Source organism: Granulicella rosea (assembly GCF_900188085.1).
Taxonomy (GTDB): domain Bacteria; phylum Acidobacteriota; class Terriglobia; order Terriglobales; family Acidobacteriaceae; genus Edaphobacter; species Edaphobacter rosea.
Window position 1 is genome coordinate 48,828 of sequence record NZ_FZOU01000008.1, and the last position, 24,350, is coordinate 73,177.

At 63.3% G+C, this 24,350-nt stretch carries 10 protein-coding genes; 4 read left to right on the forward strand and 6 right to left on the reverse strand.

The window, feature by feature from the left end:
* Positions 1-88 precede the first annotated feature (88 nt).
* Positions 89-2,053 carry a sialate O-acetylesterase gene (locus tag CHB87_RS18415; RefSeq protein ID WP_089409919.1) on the forward strand — a complete coding sequence of 655 codons (1,965 nt, stop codon included), beginning with the start codon at positions 89-91 and terminating at the stop codon, positions 2,051-2,053.
* Positions 2,054-2,106: 53 nt separating this feature from the next.
* On the opposite strand, the gene CHB87_RS18420 is transcribed toward CHB87_RS18415, so the two are convergent.
* From CHB87_RS18420 to CHB87_RS18430, 3 genes are all read right to left on the reverse strand, one after another.
* Complete coding sequence (locus CHB87_RS18420) at positions 2,107-3,255, reverse strand: glycoside hydrolase family 172 protein (protein ID WP_089409920.1); 1,149 nt, start codon at positions 3,253-3,255, stop codon at positions 2,107-2,109.
* 26 nt (positions 3,256-3,281) lie between these two features.
* Positions 3,282-6,203, reverse strand: a complete 2,922-nt coding sequence (locus CHB87_RS18425; protein WP_176441852.1) for a TIM-barrel domain-containing protein — start codon at positions 6,201-6,203, stop codon at positions 3,282-3,284.
* Between the two features lie 72 nt (positions 6,204-6,275).
* The gene (locus tag CHB87_RS18430) at positions 6,276-8,510 is read right to left on the reverse strand and encodes a beta-glucosidase (RefSeq protein ID WP_089409981.1); all 2,235 of its coding nucleotides are present in this window, start codon (positions 8,508-8,510) and stop codon (positions 6,276-6,278) included.
* Between the two features lie 153 nt (positions 8,511-8,663).
* Between CHB87_RS18430 and CHB87_RS18435 the strand changes: the two genes are divergently transcribed.
* Positions 8,664-10,025: a hypothetical protein gene (locus CHB87_RS18435; protein WP_089409922.1), complete on the forward strand. Its 1,362-nt coding sequence runs from the start codon at positions 8,664-8,666 to the stop codon at positions 10,023-10,025.
* Positions 10,026-10,047: 22 nt separating this feature from the next.
* Here CHB87_RS18435 and CHB87_RS18440 read toward each other — a convergent pair whose 3' ends face one another.
* Complete coding sequence (locus CHB87_RS18440) at positions 10,048-13,647, reverse strand: glycosyl hydrolase 2 galactose-binding domain-containing protein (protein WP_089409923.1); 3,600 nt, start codon at positions 13,645-13,647, stop codon at positions 10,048-10,050.
* Between the two features lie 248 nt (positions 13,648-13,895).
* Between CHB87_RS18440 and CHB87_RS18445 the strand changes: the two genes are divergently transcribed.
* Entirely contained in the window at positions 13,896-16,070 is a 2,175-nt protein-coding gene (locus tag CHB87_RS18445; RefSeq protein ID WP_089409924.1) for a beta-glucosidase family protein, read from the forward strand.
* Positions 16,071-16,329: 259 nt separating this feature from the next.
* Here the strand turns inward: CHB87_RS18445 and CHB87_RS18450 are convergent, their stop codons facing one another.
* Both CHB87_RS18450 and CHB87_RS18455 read right to left on the reverse strand, forming a co-directional pair.
* On the reverse strand, positions 16,330-18,024 hold the full coding sequence (locus tag CHB87_RS18450) for a glycoside hydrolase family 28 protein (RefSeq protein WP_089409925.1): 1,695 nt from the start codon (positions 18,022-18,024) through the stop codon (positions 16,330-16,332).
* A 135-nt stretch (positions 18,025-18,159) separates the two neighbouring features.
* Entirely contained in the window at positions 18,160-19,848 is a 1,689-nt protein-coding gene (locus tag CHB87_RS18455) for a glycoside hydrolase family 28 protein (protein ID WP_217897073.1), read from the reverse strand.
* A 443-nt stretch (positions 19,849-20,291) separates the two neighbouring features.
* Here CHB87_RS18455 and CHB87_RS18460 point away from each other — a divergent pair, with 443 nt between their 5' ends.
* A complete protein-coding gene (locus CHB87_RS18460) occupies positions 20,292-24,248 on the forward strand; it encodes a carboxypeptidase-like regulatory domain-containing protein (RefSeq protein WP_089409927.1) in 3,957 nt (1,318 codons plus the stop codon).
* Positions 24,249-24,350: the final 102 nt, after the last annotated feature.

The window sequence follows — 24,350 nt, forward strand, 5'->3', positions numbered from 1 at the left end:
GCGGGGATCGGACCGCCTTACGGTAATTGTTACTGCACAGCGCCAAAGCCCGCGCCCTACACTGAGGGAGTTCGTTGGAGACCGCCGCATGAAATTTCGCTCCCTGCTGTTCGCGCATCTGGCGCTGACAGCCGTCGCCTCGGCCGAGGTCAAGCTCTCCCCATTGTTCAGCGATCATGGCGTTCTGCAACGCGACCGGCCGATCCCGGTCTGGGGAACAGCCGCGCCGGGCGAAGCCGTTCAGGTAAAGCTGGGCCGGCAGGAGCTGCAGGCCACAGCCGATTCCGTCGGCAACTGGCGTGTGGAGCTGGCGAGCATGCCCGCCGGCGGCCCGTATGAGATGAAGGTCACCGGCCCTTCGAATAAGATCGCCATCCACGATCTGCTCGTCGGAGAGGTCTGGCTGGCCTCCGGGCAGTCCAACATGGAGATCAGTCTGGCCATCGTTCGCAACCTGCCGCAGGAGCTCGCCGCAGCGAACCATCCGCAGCTCCGCATCTTTACCGTAGCCCGCAATCCTGTCGTCGACCCCACCGATACGTTGAAGGGCGAGTGGGTCGTCTCAACGCCGGAGACGGCGAAGAACTTCTCGGCGGTCAGTTACTTCTTCGGCAGCACGCTGCTGCTGGCCCTGCATGTGCCGGTCGGCATCGTGAACTCTTCGGTCGGCAATACGCCGGCGGAGGCGTGGACGCCCTTTCCCCTGTTGCAGGCCGATCCTCTCTTCTCCGCCGCCGCGACGAAGCAGCTCGCGGAGATGCGCGCCGCCGTGCCGCCCGAGCAGATGAAGGCCAACCTCGCCGCGTGGGAGACCGCGAACGATGCGCGCGACACGGGCAGCACCGACCTGAAACAGGCGATGCTCGCGACGGACTGGCAAAGCACCTCCCTGCCCAATACCGGCCCCGCGATGGGTTTGAAGGGCGCTGCCAGTATATGGATGCGCAAGGAGATTACGCTTCCCGATCGCAAATACGACAAGCCGGCCAACCTCGATCTTGGCCCGATGCGCGAGGTGGACACGACGTACTTTGACGGCGTCAAAGTAGGGGCGTCCGCGACCGATGCGCTGCCCGATGGTCACAACATCGCGTATCCGGTGCCGGCTTCCCTGCTGAAGCCCGGCGTCCACACCATCGTGGTGCGCGTCTTCGCGCGTCAGCCGGCAGGGCTCTATATGGGGTCGAAGCTGACGAACTTCAGCGTGCCGGAGTCCGGCAGCGGCAAGAACGACGCCGTGAAGATCCCGCTATGGGGCCCGTGGACCTGGCGGCTGGAGCACCAGGGCGCGCCGTTGAGCGCCGAGGCGGCGAGATCCGAGCCTGTTCTGCCCCTGCGCACCATCATGGTCGCCAGCGCGCTCTACAATGGCAACATTCACCCGCTCAGGGACTATGCCATGCGCGGCGCGATCTGGTACCAGGGAGAGAACAACGCCGACCACGCCGATGCCTATCCCACTCTGATGACCCACTTGATTACGAGCTGGCGCGAGCAATTCAACCAGCCGCATCTTCCCTTCTACCTCGTTCAACTGCCGAATCACGGCGAGTGGAGCGGCGGCTGGGACAACATGCGCGAAAAGCAGCAGGAGCTGGTCGAATCGCTGCCCGACATGGGCATGGCCGTCGCCATCGATGTGGGCGAATCCGGCAATATCCATCCGCATAACAAGCGCCCGGTCGGCGAACGCCTCGCCATGCTTGCCCTGCATCGTGTCTATCAGGAAAACATCGAAGATACTGGCCCAACTTATACCGGAATAAAGATCGAAGGCAATAAAATTCGTGTCGAGTTATCGCATGCAAGCGGCCTGAAGGCAGTCGGAGGCGCCATCCCGAACTTTGCGATCGCGGGCGCAGATCGACAGTTCTACCCCGCGACGGCGATCATCGAAGGCACTTCCATCGTCGTATCGAGCCCGCAGGTTGCGGAGCCGGTCGCGGTGCGTTACGCCCGTTCGCAGGATCCCGTCGGCTGCAATGTTTACAACAGCGCGGATCTGCCGATGGCGCCCTTCCGCAGCGATAACTGGGATATGCCGAAGAAGTAAGAGAACGAAAAATGCCGGGCATGTCGCCCGGCATTTCTTTGTCGACTTACAACTTACCGTGGAAGAAGACTGCCCGCAGGCTTATTCGGGCTGTCGTTTCCCGGTCCACCCACGATCTGCAGCCTGGGGATACGATCGTCCACCGGGGGTAGCGCCGGGAACGGCATATGCGGCTCGCTCTGGTACCAGTACGCAACCGAGTAGAAGTTATCCGACCGTTGATTGGCATGGCCATGCTCGATCGTCGCCTTCATCGACTTCGTAAATGGCACAGGCGAATCGAGATGAAAGCGATACACGCTCGACCGGCTGCCTGCGATCTCCTTCTCGACCACCGGCGCGCCGTACATGGGATAGGAGAAGGCGGAGCCGAAGTCCCACGCGCCGAGGAAGTAGTCCTCCGAGCCTGTGCCGATCGTGCCCGGCATCGTCTCTCCGTCGATGTAGAACATATCGTCGCCTTCGCCCCACCAGCCATCCTGATTCTGCAGGATCGACATGGTGACGCCGATATACTGACCGTGCCCCTTCGCTTCGAACCAGACGTAGTTATCCTTGCCGTCGGTGTTGCGCTTGTAGTTGATCATCGGGTCGGAGTTCTCATACCACTGATTCGTCCATCCCTTGTTGGGCTGCGCCTGGCGGTACTGCGCGTGGAAGTAGAGCGTGTTCGGCGGCAACGGATGATTGTCTTTGCGATAGTCGATGTTGTAGTAGAGCGAATTGATCGAGGTCTTGCCCTCGTTCGTAATGGTCACGCGGGCGTGCTTCCCGTAGGGCATGGGAAAGAACGAGTTCATCGCCTGGCTGTTGCCGACCGAGAGAAAGGTGGACTGCCAGCTTTGCACGATGCCAAGGCCGAGGCCGAAGAAGTCTCCAAGCGGCGTCTCCACGCTGGGGTTCTCTTCGCCATCCCAGTAGATGCGCATGACGATGCGCTTCAACGAATAAGGCTCGGACATCGCCACCGTAAACCACATATGCGAGATCATGCCGGGACCGTCCGCATCGAGGATGGTGAGCGTCTCGCCGGGCGTGACCTTGCGATAGTCCGCGTTGCCGCCGGTGGCCTCTTTACTGGAGGCGCGCATCAATTTATACGTTTGTTGCTGCGTGATATCCGGCATGGAGTTTTCCGTCTGCGCATGCAGAACGCAGCTAAGTCCAACCACGGGGAGTAAGAGTAGATGCAGTTTATTCATGGTTTCCTCACTTATAGATTCGAACTTTATCGGCAGAGTGGATCGGTCAACACAAAGGGTTGCTTCGCCGCGACGCCCAGATCTCTTGCAAGCACCGGCTCCAGCATCGCGGCAATGCGCGCCTGCCCGAGAGGCGTCGGATGCACTGCTCCCTCCGGCGGCGTGGTGCGCGATTCCGCATAAAGGCAGGTCTGCAACTTACCCTGCTTGCGAAAGACGGAAGATAAGTCGAGAAACTCCACGCCATCGACGCTGCCCGCGGCATATCGCTTCTGAAGCTCGGCGTTGATCGCACCGTCGAGATCTTCTTTCTCCTGGCCCTTTCCGGCAGGCAATATGCCCATCACAATGATCTTCGCTTCAGGCATGCGTATACGCGCCTCGCTAACGATTCGGTCGATCGCCTGCACATCCTCCGCGGCGGTCCAGTCCGTATGTTTCTCCGAGGTGTTGTTGGTGCCGATGAGCAATACCGCGACCCTGGGGTGAAGTCCATCCAACTCGCCGCCCGTCGTCATACGCCATAGTAAGTTGCCGGTAGTATCTCCGGAGAAGCCCAGGTTCAATGCATGCCGATCCTTGTTGTAGTAATCCCACACCGGCCTGTAGTCGCCCGACTCCCAACGCTCGGTGATGGAGTCTCCAAGGTAGACCACATCCACCTTGCCAGCCGAAGCCTTCTCCGACAGCTTGCGTTCATGCCGTGCGCGCCAGACCGGAAGACCCAACCGCGAGACCGGCGTCGAAGGATCTTCGCCCGAAAGAATCGGTGTCGCAGGCACGCTCCAGTTCACCTCCGTATGCGCAGCATGGGGCAAGCGAATGAAGTCGCCATGCTCGCCCGTCTGCACCGCAACGCTCCTTCCATCGACGGTCACATGCATCGGCCTCTCAAACCGCCATCGCAGCTCGATCTCCGCCGCGGCGCCGTCGATGGTGAGACGCCCGCCATCCGCTCTTACCGAACGCACCAGTTTGCGGCCTTCGAAGTCTACCGTCTCCCTGCCGCCGGATTCGACATACGCCGGATACATCTCATAGACGCGCCTGTTATCGAGCGCGGGCACTCCCGCAATCTTTACCTGAGACGCAGGTACAAGCGTCATGACGTCTTCAGGAATCTTCGGAATCACGGCGCCGTCGCGCACATACAACGGAAGCATGTCGAGCGGCGCATCGACGAGGATCGTCTTGCGGCTGGGCACAAGTTTGCCCGTCCATGCATCGCGCCAGAGCCCTTCGGGAATATACACTGTGCGCTGCGTCCCGCCTGTAATCACCGGCGCCACAAGGAAGTCTGGTCCGAACTCATACTCATCCTCGGCCAGCCTCGCCATGTCGTCGTCCTGGTGATCGAGCACCAGGGCGCGCATCATCGGCATACCGTTCTGCGCGCTCTCCTGAGCGGCTGCGTAGCGATACGGAAAGAGGCTCATGTTCAGCACCGCATATCTACGATAGATATCGAGCGCCTGCTGGCCGTAATCCCATGGGCCGAGATTCAACTCCGAGTGAACCTCCATGATTGGCGAGAAGGCGGAGAACTCCGTCCACCGGCTGAACAATATGGGGTCGACGGTATGCGCCTGCGTCTTCACGTAGCCGCCCGTATCGGACGCCCACAACGAGATGCCCGAGAGCCCCGCGCTGAGGCCTGCACGCAGCACCGTGGGCAGGCCGCTCTCATTGTGGAAGTCCTCGGCATTGTCCCCGCCCCACGCGAAGGGCAGATTCTGACTGCCGACCGACGCGCTGCGGCTGAAGAGTACGCCGTTTCCCTTCAGATCTCGCTCGATGACCTCTTCCATCGCCTGGTTATAAAGCACGGTGTAGCGGGTACGCATCAGGCGTGTATCTTCGCCGCTGGCGAAGCGTGCATCGCCGACAAACTCGCCTTCACCCGCATCGTCTTTGAAGGCGTCCGCGCCCTGCTGAACGGCCTGTCGAACCTGTGCCTGCCACCAGCGCTTCGCGTCGGGATTGGTAAAGTCGATCAGCGCGCCCGTTCCCTTCCACCACTTCGTCTGGTAAGGTTTTCCCGCATCGTCCTTGACGAAGTACCCTTTGGCCGCTGCCTCCGCGTAGTTACTCGCGGCGGTCTGCGGGATCTTACTCGCAAAGCCGGGTTCGGTTGGCATATCCGTCAAACTGTTTGTAAAAGGAGTTAGCCAAAGGCATAACTTGAAGCCTGCGTCATGGACACGCTTCACCATCGCCGGCGGATCGGCGAACTGCTTCGCATTCAGTTGGAAGGTGTTGTAGTTCGTGGCCCACGGGCTATCGAACACCAGTACGGACGCGGGGAGTCCAAGCTGCCGCGTCTTCTCGATATCCTCATAGACGTCCGCCTCGCTAAGGTGATAATCGCGGCTCTTCCAAGGTGCGAACGACCAGTAGGGCGGCAGCTTCTGTCTGCCGGCCAGGGCGGTGAAACGATCGAGAATCAATGGAAAGCGCGGGCCTTCGATGACGACCAGCCGCAGTTTTTTCTCCATCATGCGGATGACGAGGTGCGGCGTCGCGACTGCGGACTGGCTGTTCAGATCGAAGCTGGCCTCGGAGTAAGTATCCACCCAAAGGCCATAGCCCTTCGTGCTCATAAAAAATGGAATGGGTTTATAACTCCCCATTCCTTTACTTCCATTTAAATCGTTCGAATAGTTATAGACGACGTTGCGTGCTTCGTTGAGTTGATTGAAGCGCTCGCCGAAGCCGTAGTAGGCGCTGCGGTCGGCAATCGAAATCTCCCATGCCTGCAGGCTCGATCCCGTAACATCGGCTGTCAGCTCATGCACTCCCGGCGACAGCAACCGATGATGCAGATCCTCCGCGCGCAGCGGAACCCCATCGCGCTTGACGCTCTCCAGCACAAAGCCCGAGGGCTTGCCCGCCGTATCGACGAAGCCGATCGTCTGCAGAACCTGCTGCGCGGGAAGGATGAGAGACACGCCGAAGCATAGGCAAAGAAAAGCGATCGTGCGCAAGATACGGCTTTCGGGATGACTCATGTTTTTACTCGCTTACTTCGCGGCCAGAGTTGCAGTTGCGTTCAAAGGGGTGTCGGCCGAAGAGCCGCCGACGCGAAAGACATACTTGCCGCCCACCGTGCGCCAGCGCTTCGCCGCCACATCGAAGATCGAGAGATAGAGGGGATCGATGGGCAGCTCCACATGCTTCGTCTCGCCTGCCGCAAGCTGCGTCTTCGCCCATGCAACCAGCCGCTTCGGCGGCTCGCCGGCGTCCGCAGGCAGTGAGACATACACCTGCGAGATCTCCGCGCCGTCGACTTTCCCAGCGTTGCGCACATCGAACGCAACCGAAGCGCCGCGCGGATCGACATGGAGTCCCGAGTAAGTGAAATGTGTGTACGAAAGACCATGACCGAACGGAAATAACGGCGTCTTACCCTCCGCTTCATACCACTTATAACCAATTCGCAGCCCTTCGTTGTAAGTCACGACCGGCGACTTATCCGTAAGCGAGGTAAGTACAGGTCGAGGCAGATCGGCTTCGCTGCGAGGAAAGGTAATCGGCAGCTTACCTGCGGGATTCACCTTGCCCAGCAACACCTGCGCCAGGGCCTCCGCGCCCCGGATGCCTGGGTACCAGATCTCGAGGATCGCCGGGGTCTTTGCGACCCATGGCATGGTAGCGGCGCCGCCGGTCTCCAGCACGACGACGGTGTGAGGATTCGCGGCGGCCACCGCGGCGATCAAGGCGTCCTGTCCATCCGGCAACGCGAGGCTGGTCAGATCCGTATCCTCTCGCGAAGGCTGCACCCCGAAGACGATCGCCAAGTCGGCCGCGCGCGCCGCCACCGCCGCAGCCGCCGGATCGTCGCCCGAAACATAACGCACATCGACGCCGGGCATCCGCTCCCACAGCGCCAGCAGCGGCGAGGAGGGGTCGTATACGGGGGAGCGCGGGGTCGGCGTGGGAACGGCGCTGCCTCCCGGAGGGTCGACCAGCGCCGAGCCGCCTCCGGCCAGCACGCCTACATCCGCATGTCCGCCGATCAGCACGACCGACCGCAGCTTCGCGGGCTGGAGCGGCAGCAGACCGCCGTCGTTCTTCAGCAGCACCGTGCCCTGCTCCGCCGCGCGCTGGGCGAAGGCCAGACCTGCAAAGACATCCGTCACGCGCGGGGCAGCGGCGTGATCGAAGAGCCCAGCCGTAAACTCGGCCCGCAGTATCCGCCGCACCATGTCGTCCAGCCGCGCCGCCGGCACCGTGCCGCCTTCGACCGCAGCCTTTAGGGGCGCGCCGAAATGACCGCCGTCGGGCATCTCCATGTCGAGGCCGGCGTTGGCCGCCACGGCGGTGCTGTGCGTCGCCTTCCAGTCCGACAGCACGAATCCCTCGAAGCCGAAGTCCTTCTTCAGCACATCGGTCAACAGATGCGGGCTGTCGCATGCCCACGGCCCATTCACCTTGTTGTAGGAACACATCACCGCGCTCGGCCGCGCATCCCGGATGCCGATCTCAAACGCCAGCAGCTCCGTCTCGCGCATCGATCGCTCGTCGATGACGACGTTCACGCTCGTCCGCAGCGTCTCCTGGTCGTTCGCGGCGAAGTGCTTGATGTCGCCGATGACTCCCTGCGCCTGCAGCCCGCGAATCTCCGCGCCGACGAGCGTCCCGGCGAGGATCGGGTCTTCGCCCTTGTACTCGAAGTTGCGTCCGTTGCGTGGCTCCCGGTCGAGATTCACGCCGCCGCCCAGCGACATATTGAAGCCCGCGTCCTTCAACTCTCGTCCCACCAGCGCGCCGTACTCGTAACTCATCCTGGCGTCCCAGCCCGCCGCGCCGGAGATCGCCGACGGCAGCACGGTGGAGTATCGGCCCGCATAGCCTCCGCGCGTGACGCCCAGCGCGGCGTCCACCATCTGGATCGCCGGCACGCCGAGCCGCTTGACGCCCGGCACATAGCCTGCCGCGCCGCTGACCATCTCGGTCGGCACGGGCTTCGCGCCGCCGTTCACCCAGATGTTGTGCTCCCACTCCGCGCCATGCACCATGGCGATCTTCTCGTCGAGCGTCATCTCGCCGAGGACGAGCGCCGCGCGGGCATCGGGCGTCAGGCCAAGCGCCATCCAGGGCTGGATGGATGGTTTCGCCGGTTGTTGCGCATGCAGCATGCCGATCGGCGCCAAGACCAGCGCAAGCGGCGCGACAGCGCGCCGGGCGACCGAGCGGCATGCTCGAATCCAACTGCTGACAACGATCTGGAAACGCGAGTAAGATGCAGTGGACATGAGACTCATGGTCTGTTCGGGGTAGAAAAACTTCACTGCCGATTGCGTGTTCGATTGTTCGTTGCGACGCACCGAGAAGCAAGCAAATTTACAGTCTGTCTACGGTAAAAACGCTGTCAGGCAACAACTTAGGACTTCGAAGGGATTTTAGCGATGCCCAGTTTTGTGGAACCTCCGGCGGCCGCCGGCGACCCAACGATCCTGACCCCCGACCAGAAAGAGTGGCAGGCGCTGGTGAAGCGCATCGCCGCCAGCGAAGTTCTGGCCCGCGCCAGCCAGCTTCGCGAGATTCTGCTTTATGTCGTCCATCGTTCCCTGCACGATACCTATCCTATTAAGGAGCGCGACATCGCCTGCGAGGTGCTCAAGCGGCCGCCCAACTTTGACGGCACACTGGACAACATCGTGCGAGTCCAGGTCGGCCACCTGCGGCGCAAACTCGACCAGTACTTCGCGACCGAGGGCAAGGACGAGCCGCTGCTGATCGTCATCCCGCGCGGCAGCTACATTCCGCGGTTCGAGCTCCGCGACCGCCCCGTCGACAAGGTCAAGGAAGAACCCGTCGAGCCGGAGGCCGTTGCGCCGCTCGCGCCGGCGCATGAAGAAGAGATCGCACACGCGCCGGCGAGGCTGCGTCCGTGGTGGATCGCCATCGCCGCGGGCATCGCCATCGTCGTTGGGTTGTCGGTCCTCGCGATGCGCACCCATGCGACGTCGGCCGTTGCGGCCGCCGGCATGCCGCTGGCCGCGCCGCGCAACAGCAACCTCATCACGCAGTACATCTTCCGCAGCAACAACTCCGTCTCGGTGGTCGCGGCCGATACCAACCTGCTGCTGATCGAAGCGATCCTTCACCGCGACGTCAGCATCAGCGAATACTCCGCGCCCAACTTCCCCAACAACGTCATGTCGGGCGCGGTCTCGCCGGAGGTGCAGGAGATGGTTCGCCTGATCGCCGTCAGACGCTACACCAGCTTTGGCGACACCTCCGTCATGCTGCTTTCGTCGAAGGTGGCCGCGAGCTTCGGCAAGGAGATCTCTCCACGCTACTCGCGCATGATCAACATGCAGGATCTGCAGCGCGGCAACTTCATCTTCATCGGCAAGAGTCCGTGGCTGAGCCTCTTCGACCCGAAGCTCAACTTCATCCAGCAGGAAGACCCCGCGACTCACACGCACGCCTTCCTCAACCGGAATCCGCTGCCGGGCGAGCCTGGCTCCTACGCCGTGATCGGCAACTGGTCCACCGAGAGCACCAGCTACGCGTCGATCGCGCTGCTGCCGAACCTCGCGCATACCGGCTACGTCCTCATTCTGGATGGGACCGGCATGGAGGCCACCGAGGCGGCGATGGAGTTCCTCAGCAGCCCGGAGTCGGGCGAAAAGCTCAAGCAGATGCTCAAGGGGCGCGAACTGGACGACAGCGCGCCACTCGAGGTCCTGCTCCGCGTCTACTCCGTCCAGGGCATCGCGCACGACTTCGAGATCGCCGCGGTGCGGAGCCAGACGAAGTAGAATCCGCGGCCTGTGTAACGCCCTAACGAAACCACTCGACCACCACCCTCGGCCTCTCGCCGCGCGTATCGGCATGCGCGACCTCGCAGCCCACCGTGCGGCTCTCGCCCGGCATCAGCGTCAGGTAGTTGTCGCTATAGATTGCCGGCAGAATCCGGTCGCCCGACCTCTCCCGCACCACCTTCACCCGCACCATGAGCGAGGGCCACTGGGAGGTATTGCGCAGCGTGGAGGTCAACCGCCAGGCATCGCCGTCGCGTTGCATGGTCGTGCTTTCCGTGACCCGCGACCGCCCCCAGGCCCGGATCGCGCGATAGTTCCCCGCCTCGCGACCGCGCAGATAGGTGTTCGTCGAGAGCTCCGAGCCGCCCTGCCGCAACGTCAGCCGAAGCACGTGAACCTCGGGCGAATCCTTCGGGTAGCGCAGCGCGATCGGCGTGGCGACGCTGTCTTCGGCGGAGTCGAGCGTCGCCTCCTGCATCCCCAGGCTGATTCCATGCGGGTCGAGGATCTCGGCCCGCGCGGCGAGGCCCCGGTGGGCGCCGGCGCTCGCATTCACCACCTCCACCTGCTCGGTCGCCGGATTCCATTGGATGTGCAGCGGTTCGGCGGCTTTCCTGCAGCCGAAGTACGCCGAGGTCGGCTCCAGATAGTAGTCGTAGGTCTGCCAGACGAACGACGGCCAGCAGGGATGGCTCATCCAAAGCAGCACGCCCATCCGATGCCGGCCCTGCGCCTCGAACATCGCGCGATAGGTGTCGTAGTTGACGAACTGCGCCAGCTCGACCCACTCCTTTGCGCCGCTCGCGCCGCCGTAGGCGCTTTCGATCAGGGCGAGAAAGGCCTGTCCGCCCTGCGCGCCGTGCAGGCAGAGGTCATGGATACCCCAGTCCAGCCCCTGAGGCCAGAGGGACGAGGCCGACATCATCGCCTGCACGCTGTCATAGGACGGGATGGCCGGCGCGCCGATCTCGCTGTGGAACTTCGTGTCTTCGCCGCGGAAGTAGCTCTCGGGCGAGAGCGCATGATAGGGCCCGCGTCCGCTGACGACGCCATCGGCCGAACTGGGGATGTAGTGGATATCCGGATGGAGCTCGGCCAGCAGGCTGCGAAGCCCGTGCTCGAGCGTCGGCGGCGGATAGCCCTCGTTGCGCCCGCAGTAGAGTCCCACGCAGGCATGGCGACGGATGCGCCGGACGACATCGCGTGCGTTGGCGAGGAAGAGCGCGTCGTCCGAGGGTTCGGGGCCGTCGCTGGTATTGGCGAGCCAGAAGTCCTGCCACACGAGCAGACCGTGGCGGTCGCAGGCCTCGTAGAAGGCATCGTCGCCGATCTGTCCGACCCAGTTGCGCACGATGTTGAAGTTCATCTCGCGGTGATAGCGCACCGCCGCGTCGTACTCGCGCGCGCGGTAGCGCAGCATCGACTCGCTGAAGCCCCAGTTGCCGCCCTTGGGAACGAGCCGCCGGCCGTTCACGTAGATCCGCAGCGCGCCGCCCTCTTCGCTGTAGGTGATCTGCCGCACGCCGGCCTGAAAGCGCAAAGCGGGCCCTGATTTTCGCCCAGACTGCTCGAAGCGCAGCTCCACTGTATACAGATGCGGCTCGCCGTAGCCGGCGGGCTGCCAGAGTTTGGGATGCTCCAGCTTCAGATCGAACTGGACGCGATGGGACGCTCCAGCTTCGAGAGAGACCGTTTGTTGAACCGGCAGATCGCCAAATCTTCCGCGCACCACGCCCTGATGCGCCGTATGGCCGTGGTTGAACACGTCGACGGAGATTGCAACCGATGCTTGCCCGCCGTCGGCCAGCACGGTCGAGACCAGCGGATCGTTCAGCGTCACATCGCCCGTGACCGCGACAGCGACCTCGCCCCAGATGCCGGTGTTTCTTCCCCGGATCGTCGGAATCCAGTCCCATCCGGCCGACGCGTGGTAGGTCGGGTTGTCGAGGCCGAGGGCGCCGCCGTTCTTGCCGACATCCTCGTAGGACTTGACCCGCGCGCTTCCCGGCGTGGCGTTCTTTTGGACCTTCACGGCCAGCGCGTTCGGGGCGCCGGGGAGAAATCTGCCGGTGATGTCGAAGCGTCCACGCTGAAAGCCGCCCTCGATCCGGCCCAGCCGCTCGCCATTGAGCCAGACCTCGGCACGCCAGTTGACGCCTGCGAACTCCAGCCAGAGGCGCTCGCCGGGCTGGGGCTGGGTTTGGGTTTGGGGCGCATGGAACTCCGTCGTGTACCAGAAGTCGGCGTAGAAGTACGAATCGGAGATGTAGAGCTGGTTGTGGCCGAAGTTCGGGTCGGGGATCGCGCCGGCGTTGAGGTACGAGGTCAGCACCGTGCCCGGTACGGTCGCGACGACGCCGGCGCTCGGGTCGCGGCCGACGCGAGAGAGCGCCTCGCCGCCGGGCATTCCGGCTTCGGCCCGCTGTAGCCGCCACCCGCCGCCCGAGAGCGCGAGCCTGCCGTCGCGGTCCATCGAAGAGGCGGCTTGCGGAGACGCGCGCAGACCGCCGCGACCAAAGACCTCGAACTCGCTGAGCACATAGCCTTCCGCGGTCGCCGGCTGCGTCAACAGAGCCCGGATGTAGCGGGCGAGCGCCGGATGCGTCAGCCGTATCTCGTCCGGCTGGGCAGTGGCGGGCAAGGCGGCCACGGGCAGCGCCTGCAGGTCGCGCCACATCTCCCCGTCGTCCGAGACCTGCAACCGGCCCTCGGCCGGGGGGGCGATCCAGTGCAGCACGACCCGGTCGAAGGTGCATGCGACGCCCAGGTCGATCGAGATCCACTCCGTCCCGAGTCCGGCGCTCTTCCAGGCGCTGGTGAACCGGTAGGGTCCGCCCAGCTCCACCTGCCTCTGGCCTTCGTACAGCTCCATCTGCGCCACCCGCCACTGCACCGGCGTCCCCGGAGCGCACTCCAGCTCCAGCCGGTAAAACCTTGCGCGCAACGGTTTGGGCAGAGCGAACTCCAGCCATAGCGGATGCGCGCCACGGGCAAAGTCCGGTCCGTATCTCGGCGGCACATGCGGCGCCGGAGCGCCGATGGCGCCGGCTGCCTGCCAGTCGTGTCCGTCGGCCGAGCTCCAGAGACGAAAGCTCAGCGCCGTGAGCTTGACCCCGTCGGGCACGGTCACGAAGGCACGCAAGCGATCCACCTGCGGCGCGTCCGCTCCGCCGCCGAGATGCAGTTCGATCGCGTGTTGCAGGCCCGGAAGAAGCAGCGACGTGGCGAGAAAGTGGTCGAAGAGGACCTCGCGCTCGTCCATTTCGAGGACGCGGCCATCGACCGAGACCGCCGTCCACTCGGGCGGCGCCGTCGCATGGAGGCCGTCGGTCACAAGCTGCGCCGTCAGGTTCAGGTCATAGCTGCTGGAGTGATAGGCCGGACGGTGTAGCGCCAGATTCCGGTACGCCGTGCCGGCGGGGATCAGCGACGGACCGGCGTACTCAGCCGCGGCGCCGGGGTAGACGCCAATGCCGCGCGTCCCGGTCGCGGCGTGCGAGACGGGCTCCGCAGGCGCGCCTGCCGCACCGGTCCAACCTTCGGCCATCGCCACCGGCGCCGCCAGCCCCGCACCCGCCGCCACGGCGGTCTTGATGAACTCTCGTCTGCTTGCCCGCATCGTTCGGCTTTCTCCGTATCCAAGTGCAGACTACAAGAGCGCCACGCGCGCGGGAAGGAAGCGGCGGGCTTATTACAGTAACCCGCGCTCGACGCCCGGCTGCCCGAAGACGCTGTGAACCTGCGCCGCACCCGTGCTTTACGGTAAGCGGAATAAAGACCGCGCGCCTTTCCTTCTTCTAGACGCCGCCGCTCTGCTACACCAGAGTGAGCCGCAGGAATTATCCTCGCTGGAAGGTTGACGCATTGATGAAACGGAACGCGAAGCACAAGCCCCTGTCTCCCGGCGCCATTCTGGCCTTTGGCCTGCTTGGATCGTCGTTGCTGCCGGCGCAGGAGAAGCCCCTGTCTTCTCAAGCATGGATGAACTCCAGCCTGACGCCCGAGGCCCGCACCGCGCTGCTGCTGCCCCAGATGACGCTCGACGAGAAGATCGCCGTCGTCCACGGGCTCGACGATGTGGATCACGGTACCGCCGTCGCGCCGGCGGGTCATGCGAAGATCGCGAGCGGCGCGGTGGGCTACGTGCCGGACATTCCGCGGCTGGGCATTCCGGCGCTGCAGATTGCGGATGCGGCGGTCGGCGTCACCAAGGGCGCGTGGTCGGCGCGCTACTCGACGCCACTGCCCTCGGCGCTGTGCGAAGCCTCGGCCTGGGACAACGACCTGAGCTTCGAAAAAGGCGCGCTGCTGGGTCGCGAGTTGAAGGACGCCGGCTTCAACATGTCGCTTGCCGGAGGAACCAACATCGCGCGCGACCCGCGCAACGGCCGCAACTTCGAGTATCTCGGCGAAGACCCCGTGCTCGCCGGCACGCTCGTCGGCCAGGCCGGACGCGGCGTGCAGTCGCAAGGGGTCATCGGCGACATCAAACACTTCGCCGTCAACGACCAGGAGACGGACCGGACAACGCTGAACGTCGTGATGGACCGCCGCACGCTGCGCGAGACGGACATGCTCGCCTTCGAGATCGGCATCAAGAGCTCGGGCGTCGACTCCGTCATGTGCGCCTACAACAAGTACAACGGCGACTATGCCTGCGAGAGCCCCGAGCTGTTGCGCGATGTGCTGAAGCGCGACCTCGGCTTCAAGGGCTTCGTCATCTCCGACTGGGGCGCGACGCACACCGCCGTGAAGGCCGCGAACGCGGGACTCGACATGCAGATGCCTGGCAACAAGTGGTTCGGCGAGCCGCTGAAGCAGGCCGTGCTGCATGGCGAGGTCTCGCAGGCGCGGTTGGACGACATGGTCAGCCGCATCCTGCGCGCGGAGTTCGCGGCGGGTCTCTTCGATCGCAAGCCCACGACGCAGGTCTCGGATATCGAGGCGGGCATGGCGACCGCGCAGAGGATCGCCGAGGAGGGCGCGGTGCTGCTGAAGAACGACCATGCGCAGCTTCCGCTCACGGCGAAGGCGCGCACGATCCTGCTGGTCGGCGGCCATGCGGATGTGGGCGTGCTGACCGGCGGCGGCTCGTCCCGCGTCGATGGTCCCGGAGGCAACGCCATCCCCGCGACCGGCGACCGCGCCATCACATACCTCCGCTCTTCGCCCTTGAAGGAGCTGCAGGCGAGGATGCCGGACACGACGATCCGCTTCGACTCCGGCGACGACCCGGCGAAGGCCGCCGAGCTGGCAAAGACCGTCGATGTCGCCATCGTCTTCGCCACGCAGTACTCGCGCGAGGACCGCGACCTGGTCGACCTCTCGCTGCCGGACCGGCAGGACGCGCTCATTGCAGCGGTTGCCACGGCGAATCCGCACACGGTCGTCGTGCTCGAGACCGGCGACCCGGTCACGATGCCGTGGCTTGGCAAAGTCCCTGCGGTGCTCGAGGCATGGTACCCTGGCATCCACGGCGCGCAGGCCATCGCCAACCTGCTGACCGGCGCGGTGTCGCCTTCGGGCAAGCTCGCGATCAGCTTCCCGGCTGCCGAGGCCGATCTGCCGCATGCAAAGCTCTTCGACACGCCCAAGGGCGCGCCCGAGGTTCACTACACCGAGGGCCTGAAGGTCGGCTACAAGTGGTACGACGCCGAAGGCAAGCATCCACTCTTCGCCTTCGGCCACGGTCTCTCGTACAGCAGCTTTGCCTACTCCGGTTTGAAGACGGCCATGTCCGACAAGCTGCATGTGAGCTTCACGCTGACGAACACCGGCAACGTCGCCGCGACCGAGATCGCCGAGGTCTACGCCACGCTGCCCGACGGCACAGGCGAACCGCCCAGGAGGCTGATCGGGTGGCGGCGCGTGAAGCTCGCGCCGAAGCAGAGCCAGGAGGTCGAGATCATGGTCGACCCGATGCTGCTCTCCGTCTTCGATGCGGCAAAGAATGGCTGGAGCCTGACGCCGGGCAGGTATGTCATTCATGCGGGCGGCTCCTCGCAGAGCCTTCCGCTCGAAGCCGAGCTCAAGGTGAAGTAGCGGAGCTTTGCGGACCGCAGACAAATGCCCGTCGATGCGAACAGCATCGGCGGGCATCTCCTTCTTTGGAGGTAAGAACAAGCAACAGCAAAGGCCAAGCAGATCCTCCGCTGCGCGAAGGGATGACAAGCACTAGAGCGCATTGCCTTTAGGTCTGGAGCACCCACCTAAGATGCTCGTCATCCTGAGCGTAGCGAAGGACCCCCGTATTGGCTCTTGCCGTTGTCTGTTCTTGCTTGGGACCATCGCGTAATCTGTTCTAGTGACGCGCCGTAAACGGTTGTCCGTCGACGTAGATGGCGCCCGCCGGCACTTCGGCGCTCACCTGCAACGGGGTCTTTGCGCGGTGCAGGTCGTTGGCGAAGAGAGCGATCTCCGCGCACTTCTCCCCTTGCACCTTCACGAACAAATGATTCCTGCCGGTCGGATAGTTCCCGCTGATACTCACATCGGTGACGTTCTTCAGCAGAATGGACTCCGCACCCTGCGAAGGCGGAGTGCCCGTGATGGTGCGCAGCGACAGGCCGTCTACATCCTCGCACTGGATCATGCGGCGCGGATCGTTCCTGGTGGAGACAAGATCGATCTCGCTCATGTGCAGATTCTTCGCGTGTCGCACATAGAAGCCGAAGGCCGGCATACGTCCGAAGAGCGGCGCTTCGGGATACCCCGTCTCGCGTTCCTGCGGCACGTTGTCCAGCCACTTCGCTTCGCCGGGCTCATCGGTCTGGATGCGAATGTTGCGCAGCGTGATGTCCTCCATGGGATAGCCGGGAATACCCATGATCGAACAGGAGATGTGCGCGCCAAAGGCCTGGACATCGGAGATCATGACCGACTTCAGCCACGCCTTCATCGGCTTCACCTCGTGTCCGACGTTGCGCTGGAGTCGAATCCAGATAGGGACGCGCGCGTTCCGCATGGTGATGTTCGAGATGGTGACGCCCTCGATGGAGCCGCCGTCAGGCATGAGGATGTTGATGCCCTCGATGATGCGGTAGTCGTCGCGCCGCTGCTCCGGGCTATAGATGACGGAGTTGGAGAAGGTAATGTTTTCGAAGTGGTGATACCCCTCCGAGCCGATCTTGAACGCGCTGCACGCGGACGAGATAATGCAGTTCGTCACGGTTACATTCCGGCAGGTCTTGTTGTCGCCGTAGGGGTTATCCGTTTTGATGCAAAGCGCGTCGTCGCCCGTATCGATGTCGCAGTCCGAGATCATTACGTCCTCGCACGAGGTTGGATCGATGCCGTCGGTGTTCTGAAAGTTTCCCGGATTCCGGACCTTCACCCCACGGATGACGACACGGTTGCAGCCCTGAGGACGCATGGTCCAGCCCACGGCATTCTGCAGCGTCAGGCCCTCGACGAGAACGTCGTGGCACATGACGATCATCACCATCGGCGAGATGCGCGTCGTGCGGTCCGTATTCGAGGCGGTGCGCCACCAGATGTCGTCTGGCTTTGGCGGCGGATTCTTCGTAGGCGCCATGAACGTCTGGCTGCGCCCGTCGACCGTGCCGCGGCCCGTCAGCGCAATGTTCGTCTGCTTGTAGCCGATGATCAGATGCCGCGCGACCGCCCAGGTGATGATCTTCTGCATCTCCTCGGGCGCGGTGTAATCAGCGGGATCAGGGCTGCCGAGGATCGTCGCGCCGGCTTCCAGATGCAGGTTGACGTTGTTCTTCAGCAGGATCGTCCCGGTAACATACACGCCCGGCGAGAGGTACACGATGCCGCCGCCGCGCTTCGAGCACTCGTCGATGGCCTTCTGAATCGCAGCCTTGTCCTTGGTCTTGCCATCGCCCTTCGCGCCGAAGGAACGCGGGTTCAGCACCTCACCGACAGCCTTCACGTCGTCGCCCGAAGCGACAGGAGACTGCCCGAAGGCGGATGCGGCGGCGAGAGCGCCCGATCCAGCGACGTACTTCAACATGTTGCGGCGGTCGATCATGCGGTGCTCCTTCTTGTGCTCCTGAAACCGCCCCCGCTTCCGTCATCCTGGGAGAAGCGAAGGATCTCTGTATTTCGTTTTCGTTTGTTCACTTCACTTCGTTCAGGATGACGAGCGGTATGGGAGGGTTCGAGTTCAGGCGGGATGGAACGATTGCCCATCCACCCTGACCGCGCCGGCGGGCACATTCGCATCCAGCGCCACGGGCGTCTTGGCGCGATGCAGGTCGTTGCCGAAGAAGGAGATCTCCGCGCTCTTCTCGCCCTGCACGCGGACGAAGACGTTGTTCTTCGCGGTGGGATAGTTGCCTGTGATGGCCGCATCCGTGACGTCGCGCATCAGGATCGTCTCCGCGCCCGTGGAGGGCGGCGTGCCGGTCACGTTGCGGAGCGAGAGCGCGTTCACGTCGTCGAAGTGGATCATCGGGCGGGGATCGCTCTTCGTCGAGACCAGGTCGATGTCGCTCAGGTTGAGTCCGTTGACGTGACGACAGTAGAGGCCGAAGGATGGGAAGCGGCCGAAGAGCGTGCCCTCGGCGTAGCCATGTTCGCGCTCCGGCACGATGTTGTTGGCCCATGCCGCCTGGCCTGCCTCATCGGTCTGGAGGCGGATGTTGCGCAGGGTGATGTCCTCGGCCGGATGGTCGGGGATGCCCGTGATCTGGGAGGTCACGATCTGGCCGAAGGCCTGGACGTTCGAGATCATCACCGAGCGCAGCCACGACTTCATCACCGCGTCCTTGTGGCCGATGATGTTCTGCAACCGGATGAAGATCGCGATGCGCGCGTCGCGGATGGTGATGTTCGAGACGGTGACGCCTTCGATCCAGCCGCCGTCCGGCATGAGGATGTTGATCGCCGAAATGGTCCGCTCGTCGTCGCGACGGCCCGGCTTGCTGTAGACGACCGAGTTCGAGAAGGTGATGTTCTGGAAGCCGAAGTAGCCCTCCGAGCCGATCTTGAAGCCGTTGCAGGCCGAGGCCAGAACGCAGTTCGTCACCGTGACGTTGCGGCAGATACGGTTCTCGCCCCAGACATTGTCGCTCTTGATGCAGAGCGCGTCGTCGCCCGTATCGACGTCGCAGTCCGAGATCATGACATTCTCGCAGGAGGTCGGGTCGATGCCGTCCGTATTCTGCGTATTCATCGCGTTGCGCACCTTCACGCCCCGGATGACGACGTGGTAGCAACCCTGCGGACGCAGCGTCCAGCCGACGGAGTTCTGCAGCGTCACTCCTTCGATCAACACGTTGGTACACATCGCGATCTCGACCATGGGCGAGATGCGTTGCACGCGCTCGGTCTCGGCGGAGCTGCTGGCATGCCACCGGTCCTCGGGCTTCACCGGCGGGTTCTTCGACTTCGCGAGATACATGTGGTTCGAACCGTCGACCGTGCCCCGCCCCGTGAGCGCGACGTTGGTCTCCTTGAACGCGAGGATCAGATGCCGGATCGTCACCCAGGTTACGGGCTTCTGCATCTCGGCGGGAGCCTTATAGTCTTCGATGTCCGGGCTGCCCAGCAGCGTGGCGCCGGCGGAGAGATGCAGGTTCACGTTGCTCTTGATCCAGATCGACCCGGTAAGGTACGTTCCCGGCGAGACGTACACCACTCCTCCGCCTCGCTTCGAGCAGGTGTCGATCGCCCTCTGAATCGCGGCCGTATCCTTTGTCTTACCGTCGCCCTTCGCGCCAAAGCTGCGGGGGTTCAGCGACTCGGCCTCGGGCTCCGCGTCTTCTTTATAAGCCGCCGCATAGGCCGCTATTCCCGGACCCGCCAGCGCACCCACCCCCACCACATGTTTCAATATCGAGCGACGATCCATCGGCTTACCTGCCCTCTCCACTTCGATCCCCATACTGACAACTCTCCGATTCTGTTGCCCGCATCGATCCGGCGCAAGCAATTTTCCTTGCTCATACCGTAAACTCACACATTCGAAAAGGTTTACGCAATGAGTAAAGACGCGTCCTCAACCTTGTGCAAGGACCGCCACCGAAAAAGGACGCAGCCCGCCGTCTCCCTTTCTCCGCTTTCGCCCGCCTGGGACGCTGATCCGGCGCCTTTTCAAGGCGAGACTGGAACCGAGCAGATCGGCTATTGTGGGTGCGGCACTCATTCTGACTCTTCAGACCTTTACAGTAAGCGACGGTAAATTGCCTTGCGAAGAACTTTTCTGCGCCCGAGAGTAGGACGGATTTTCGAACCACGTTTTCGCGGTTCCAAACCGAATCTGACAGCAGTACATTCTCTTCCGGGTGGCCTTCCATGAAGCTCCAGTCTCCGAAGTTCAAGTTTTCGACTCTCTCGATCTCGCTCCTGATCCTCCTCTTCGCGCTCTTCGCGTATCTGCCCGTGGCTTACGGGCAGAGCAGCACCGGTACGCTCGAAGGCACCGTCCTCGACCCGCACCACCTGCCGATCTACAACGCGGTGGTCACGGCGGTTCAGACCGATACGAAACGCACGCTCAAGACGCGCACGACCCGCGCCGGCGTCTACAGCTTTCCCGGTCTCGATGCGGGCAGCTACAGCATCACGATCCTGGCGCCCAGCTTCGAATCCCAGACCTCCACCGGCATCAACATCGACGCCGGATCGGACGTCACGCAGGACTTCACCCTTCATCCCGGCTCGAACGACGTCTCGATCACCGTCTACAGCAGCGCCGACCTGGTCGAGCGCGACAACTCCGCCGTCAGCAACAGCGTGTCGAAGGAGCTGATCGAGAGCATTCCGCTGCCCGACCATAGCTCGCTCGGGCTCGTCACTCTCATCCCCGGCGTCGTCGGCGATCCCGTGTATTCGAACGGCGTCATGTCCGAGCTGCCCGGCATCTACACCAACCCGGCCACGCCCGGCGCCTCGCTCTCGATGGGCGGCAGCCGCCCCGGCCTGGTCTCGCAACTGATCGACGGATTCGACATTACCCAGTCCGGCTACCCTCGCGCCGGCATCAGCTTTACCCCGTTCTCCATCAAGGGCATCAGCGCGCAGATGGCCGCCATGCAGGCAGAGTTTGGACGCACCGCCGGCGGCATCATCAACCAGGCCAGCCAGGCCGGCGGCGCCCAGTACCACGGCACCTTCGAGTATCGGCACTACGACCCCGGCTTCGGCCAGGCCTACCGCACCGGAAGCAACCAGCCCTCCGACCTTCACCAGACTCTCTACGGCGGCGTGATCAGCGGCCCGGTCGGCTTTCCCAAGTGGAAGAAGCTCAAGGACACCTATTTCCTCTTCACGTACGAGCCTCTGCGCGGCCGTTCGGTGATCTTCTCGCGCGCCCGCGTTCTGGCTCCGGACGAGCTCAACGGCCAGTTCTTCAATCCCACGACCGGCCCAAACGGCAACGGCCCCGGTGCCGGAAATGGGGACGGCTTCATCAGCTACGACAATTTGAATACGACCGCGCTCGTACAAGGCAACTACCAATCGGCGGTCAACGCCTCGATCAAGGCCGGGACCGGCGCGCAGGCCGGACAGACCGTACCGCTCAATCCCGCCTACTATCTGTGGAATCTCGACGCCAACGGCTTCCCCACCGGCAACCGGGTCGGGGTGACCCCCACGCCGATTCCGAACATCGACGTGAGCGCCCAGGTCGCGCACAATTCGCTGGCGCAGTTCCTGAAGGCTCACTATCCCACTCCCTCCAACTCCGGTAAGTACATCAACTTCGACAACGCGCTGGGCACCTATCGGACGGACGGCACGAACTCCTATGCCGCGCGCGGCGTCGTCAATCACGACGATCGCTACTCCATTCGCGTCGACCACACCTTCGGCAACAACGATCACATCTTCGCCCGCTACAGCACGGTTCCGGTCAGCGGCGTCCGTTACGGCTACCTTGGACCCTCCAACCCGCTCAACAACATCGTCACGGACACCATCACTTCACGCAACTGGGCGTTGAACTACATCCACCTCTTCGGAGGGCACATCGTGAACGAGACGCGCTTCAGCTATATCCGGGGCAATCGCTATCGTGTTCCCCCGCCGGTCGACCTTAACGCAGATAACGGACCCCAGTTCGGTCTCGCACCCGCAACCGCCGGCATCGGCTTCCCGGCACTCACCTTCTCCGATGGCAACGCGGTCGGCGGCGGCGGCAGCTTCCAGGACGGAGGACGTTCACTCGACGAGGCCTACGGCACCGGCAACACGACCACGATCATCCTCGGCCGTCACCAGATAAAATTCGGCGCGGAGTTCCGCGCTCTCCAACTCAACCGTACCGACGGATCGAACACCTACGGCGGCACCTATCTCTTTTCGAATCAGGATACGGCGGCCAGCACCACCGGCGCGACGACCACCGGCAACTCCATCGCATCGTTCGACCTGGGCCTCATCAATTCGTTCACGACGGCGGGCGTCCAGCCCTTCTACTACCGCTGGAAGTACATCGCCGGCTTCATCGAGGACTCCTGGAAGGCGCTTCCGACCCTCACCGTCAACTACGGCCTGCGCTACAACCTGGAGTATCCGCGCAAGGAGAAGAACAACCTGCAAGGCACCTTCCTGCCCGACGTCACCGGTCATCCCACCATGGCGAACGGTCAGTTCAGCAGCGCGACCGTGTCGGGCGGCGTCGCCTTCTCCGGCACCAACGGACTGGGCACGACCATCTTCCCGGTCAACTACAAGGGCTTCGAACCGCGCTTCGGCGTCGCTTTTTCGCCTAAGCCCTGGATTGTGCTGAAGAGCGGATTCGCCCTGATCCACGCGCCGCTGACCGGCGTCGGCAACAGCATCGATCCCGCCTTCACGCCTTCCGCCCAGGTGGTCCTGCAGGGCAGCACAGGCGGCGCCAACAACCCATGCAGTCCGTCGAGCTCGACCTGTTACCCCGCGCTCAGCTACATCACCAACCCGATCGCTCCGGTCACGCGCGTCGGCGCCATCACCAACCAGAATCCGCAGTTCAACTGGGCGACCAACGCGCTGCTGCCCTATGTCGACCAGAACAACAACGTCCCGTATGTCGAGATCTGGAACGCCGGCGTCCAGTTCCTGCTCAGCAAGGCGACCGTCGTGGAAGCGAACTACATCGGTCAGCGGGCCATTCACCTCTACGCGCCCGCAATGGGGGCTAACCTGCCGAGCCAGGCGTCGCTGCTGGCATTGCAGCAGCAGCACTTCTGCTTCTCCTGCCAGGTCACCGTCGATTACGGCCAGCAGGGTCCCGAGACCGCGCTGCAGCATCAGTCACCCTATCTGCAGTTCTACAACAACCCCATCTACCGGACCTACAACCGGACCGCCTCCTCGAACTACCACGGCCTTTACCTCACCGTGAAACGGCAGGCAACCAAGGATCTCACGTTGCTCGGAGGCTTCACCTGGTCTAAGTCGCTCGACACCAACTCCACGCCAACACCCGACGGCGTCGCAATCGATAACTTCGGTCTCACCTATCCGCAGAATGCATACGCGCCGGGGCAGGGCGACTACGGCGTATCGTCGTTCGACCAACCAGCACGCCTCACCGCGGGCTACAGCTATAACTTTCCCATCGGCAAGGGCCATAGCCTCCTCAACCGGGGGATTCTCAACATGATCTTCGGCGGCTTCAACACCTCGGGCTACTTCTCCGCGCAGTCCGGACTTGCCCCCGACGTAGGCGAGGGCAACAACGGCTTCTTCCTCTCCCAGCTTCCCCTGAACAGCTCCGTCCCAGTCAACAACTGCACCAGTCAACAGTTGGGAGCCTGCGGAGCCACTCAGCTCTACAATCACCTGCGGCCCAACATCATTCCCGGCGTTCCACTGATCAATCCCCACTGGAGCAACAACAAACTCGGCCTGAAGGCGGATGCGCAGTACGGCAACGGCTTCCTCAACATCAACGCCTTCCAGGCTCCCGGCTCGCGCGACAACCCGGCGTACGGCAACGCCCCCGCTCACCTCGCCAACGCGCGCAGCCCACGGTCGATCAACTTCGACGCCAGCCTGCGCAAGAACATCCAGATCAACCCCAGGGTCCGGATGCAGCTTTGGACGGACATCCTCAACGCCGCCAATCACCCCAACTACTTCACCGTGGGAGGGAACGTCTTCAGCGGCTCCCTGATCCCAAGCCAAATTGTCAGTGCAACCAACCCTGCGAACGCGAACTACCCCATCACCGGCCCGTTTCTGGACAACGCCAACTTCAGCGTTCCCTCCGCCTTCAGCGGCACACGCATCATCACGGTGGGCGGCTCCATCTCCTTCTAACCGCCGGAGACGCTCATCCTCTCGACCGCCGCCACGGACAGTCTCCTTGTCCGTGGCGGCGCGGAGAGAGCACCGTAGTAGCCCTTAGCTGTCGCTTGTTCT

What these genes read in the sequence shown, in the direction of transcription:
- CHB87_RS18415 (WP_089409919.1), top strand. Translation starts at nt 89, where the DNA reads ATGAAATTTCGCTCCCTGCTGTTCGCGCATCTGGCGCTGACAGCCGTC.
- CHB87_RS18420 (WP_089409920.1), bottom strand. Translation starts at nt 3,255, where the DNA reads ATGAATAAACTGCATCTACTCTTACTCCCCGTGGTTGGACTTAGCTGC.
- CHB87_RS18430 (WP_089409981.1), bottom strand. Translation starts at nt 8,510, where the DNA reads ATGTCCACTGCATCTTACTCGCGTTTCCAGATCGTTGTCAGCAGTTGG.
- CHB87_RS18435 (WP_089409922.1), top strand. Translation starts at nt 8,664, where the DNA reads ATGCCCAGTTTTGTGGAACCTCCGGCGGCCGCCGGCGACCCAACGATC.
- CHB87_RS18440 (WP_089409923.1), bottom strand. Translation starts at nt 13,647, where the DNA reads ATGCGGGCAAGCAGACGAGAGTTCATCAAGACCGCCGTGGCGGCGGGT.
- CHB87_RS18445 (WP_089409924.1), top strand. Translation starts at nt 13,896, where the DNA reads ATGAAACGGAACGCGAAGCACAAGCCCCTGTCTCCCGGCGCCATTCTG.
- CHB87_RS18450 (WP_089409925.1), bottom strand. Translation starts at nt 18,024, where the DNA reads ATGATCGACCGCCGCAACATGTTGAAGTACGTCGCTGGATCGGGCGCT.
- CHB87_RS18455 (WP_217897073.1), bottom strand. Translation starts at nt 19,848, where the DNA reads ATGGATCGTCGCTCGATATTGAAACATGTGGTGGGGGTGGGTGCGCTG.
- CHB87_RS18460 (WP_089409927.1), top strand. Translation starts at nt 20,292, where the DNA reads ATGAAGCTCCAGTCTCCGAAGTTCAAGTTTTCGACTCTCTCGATCTCG.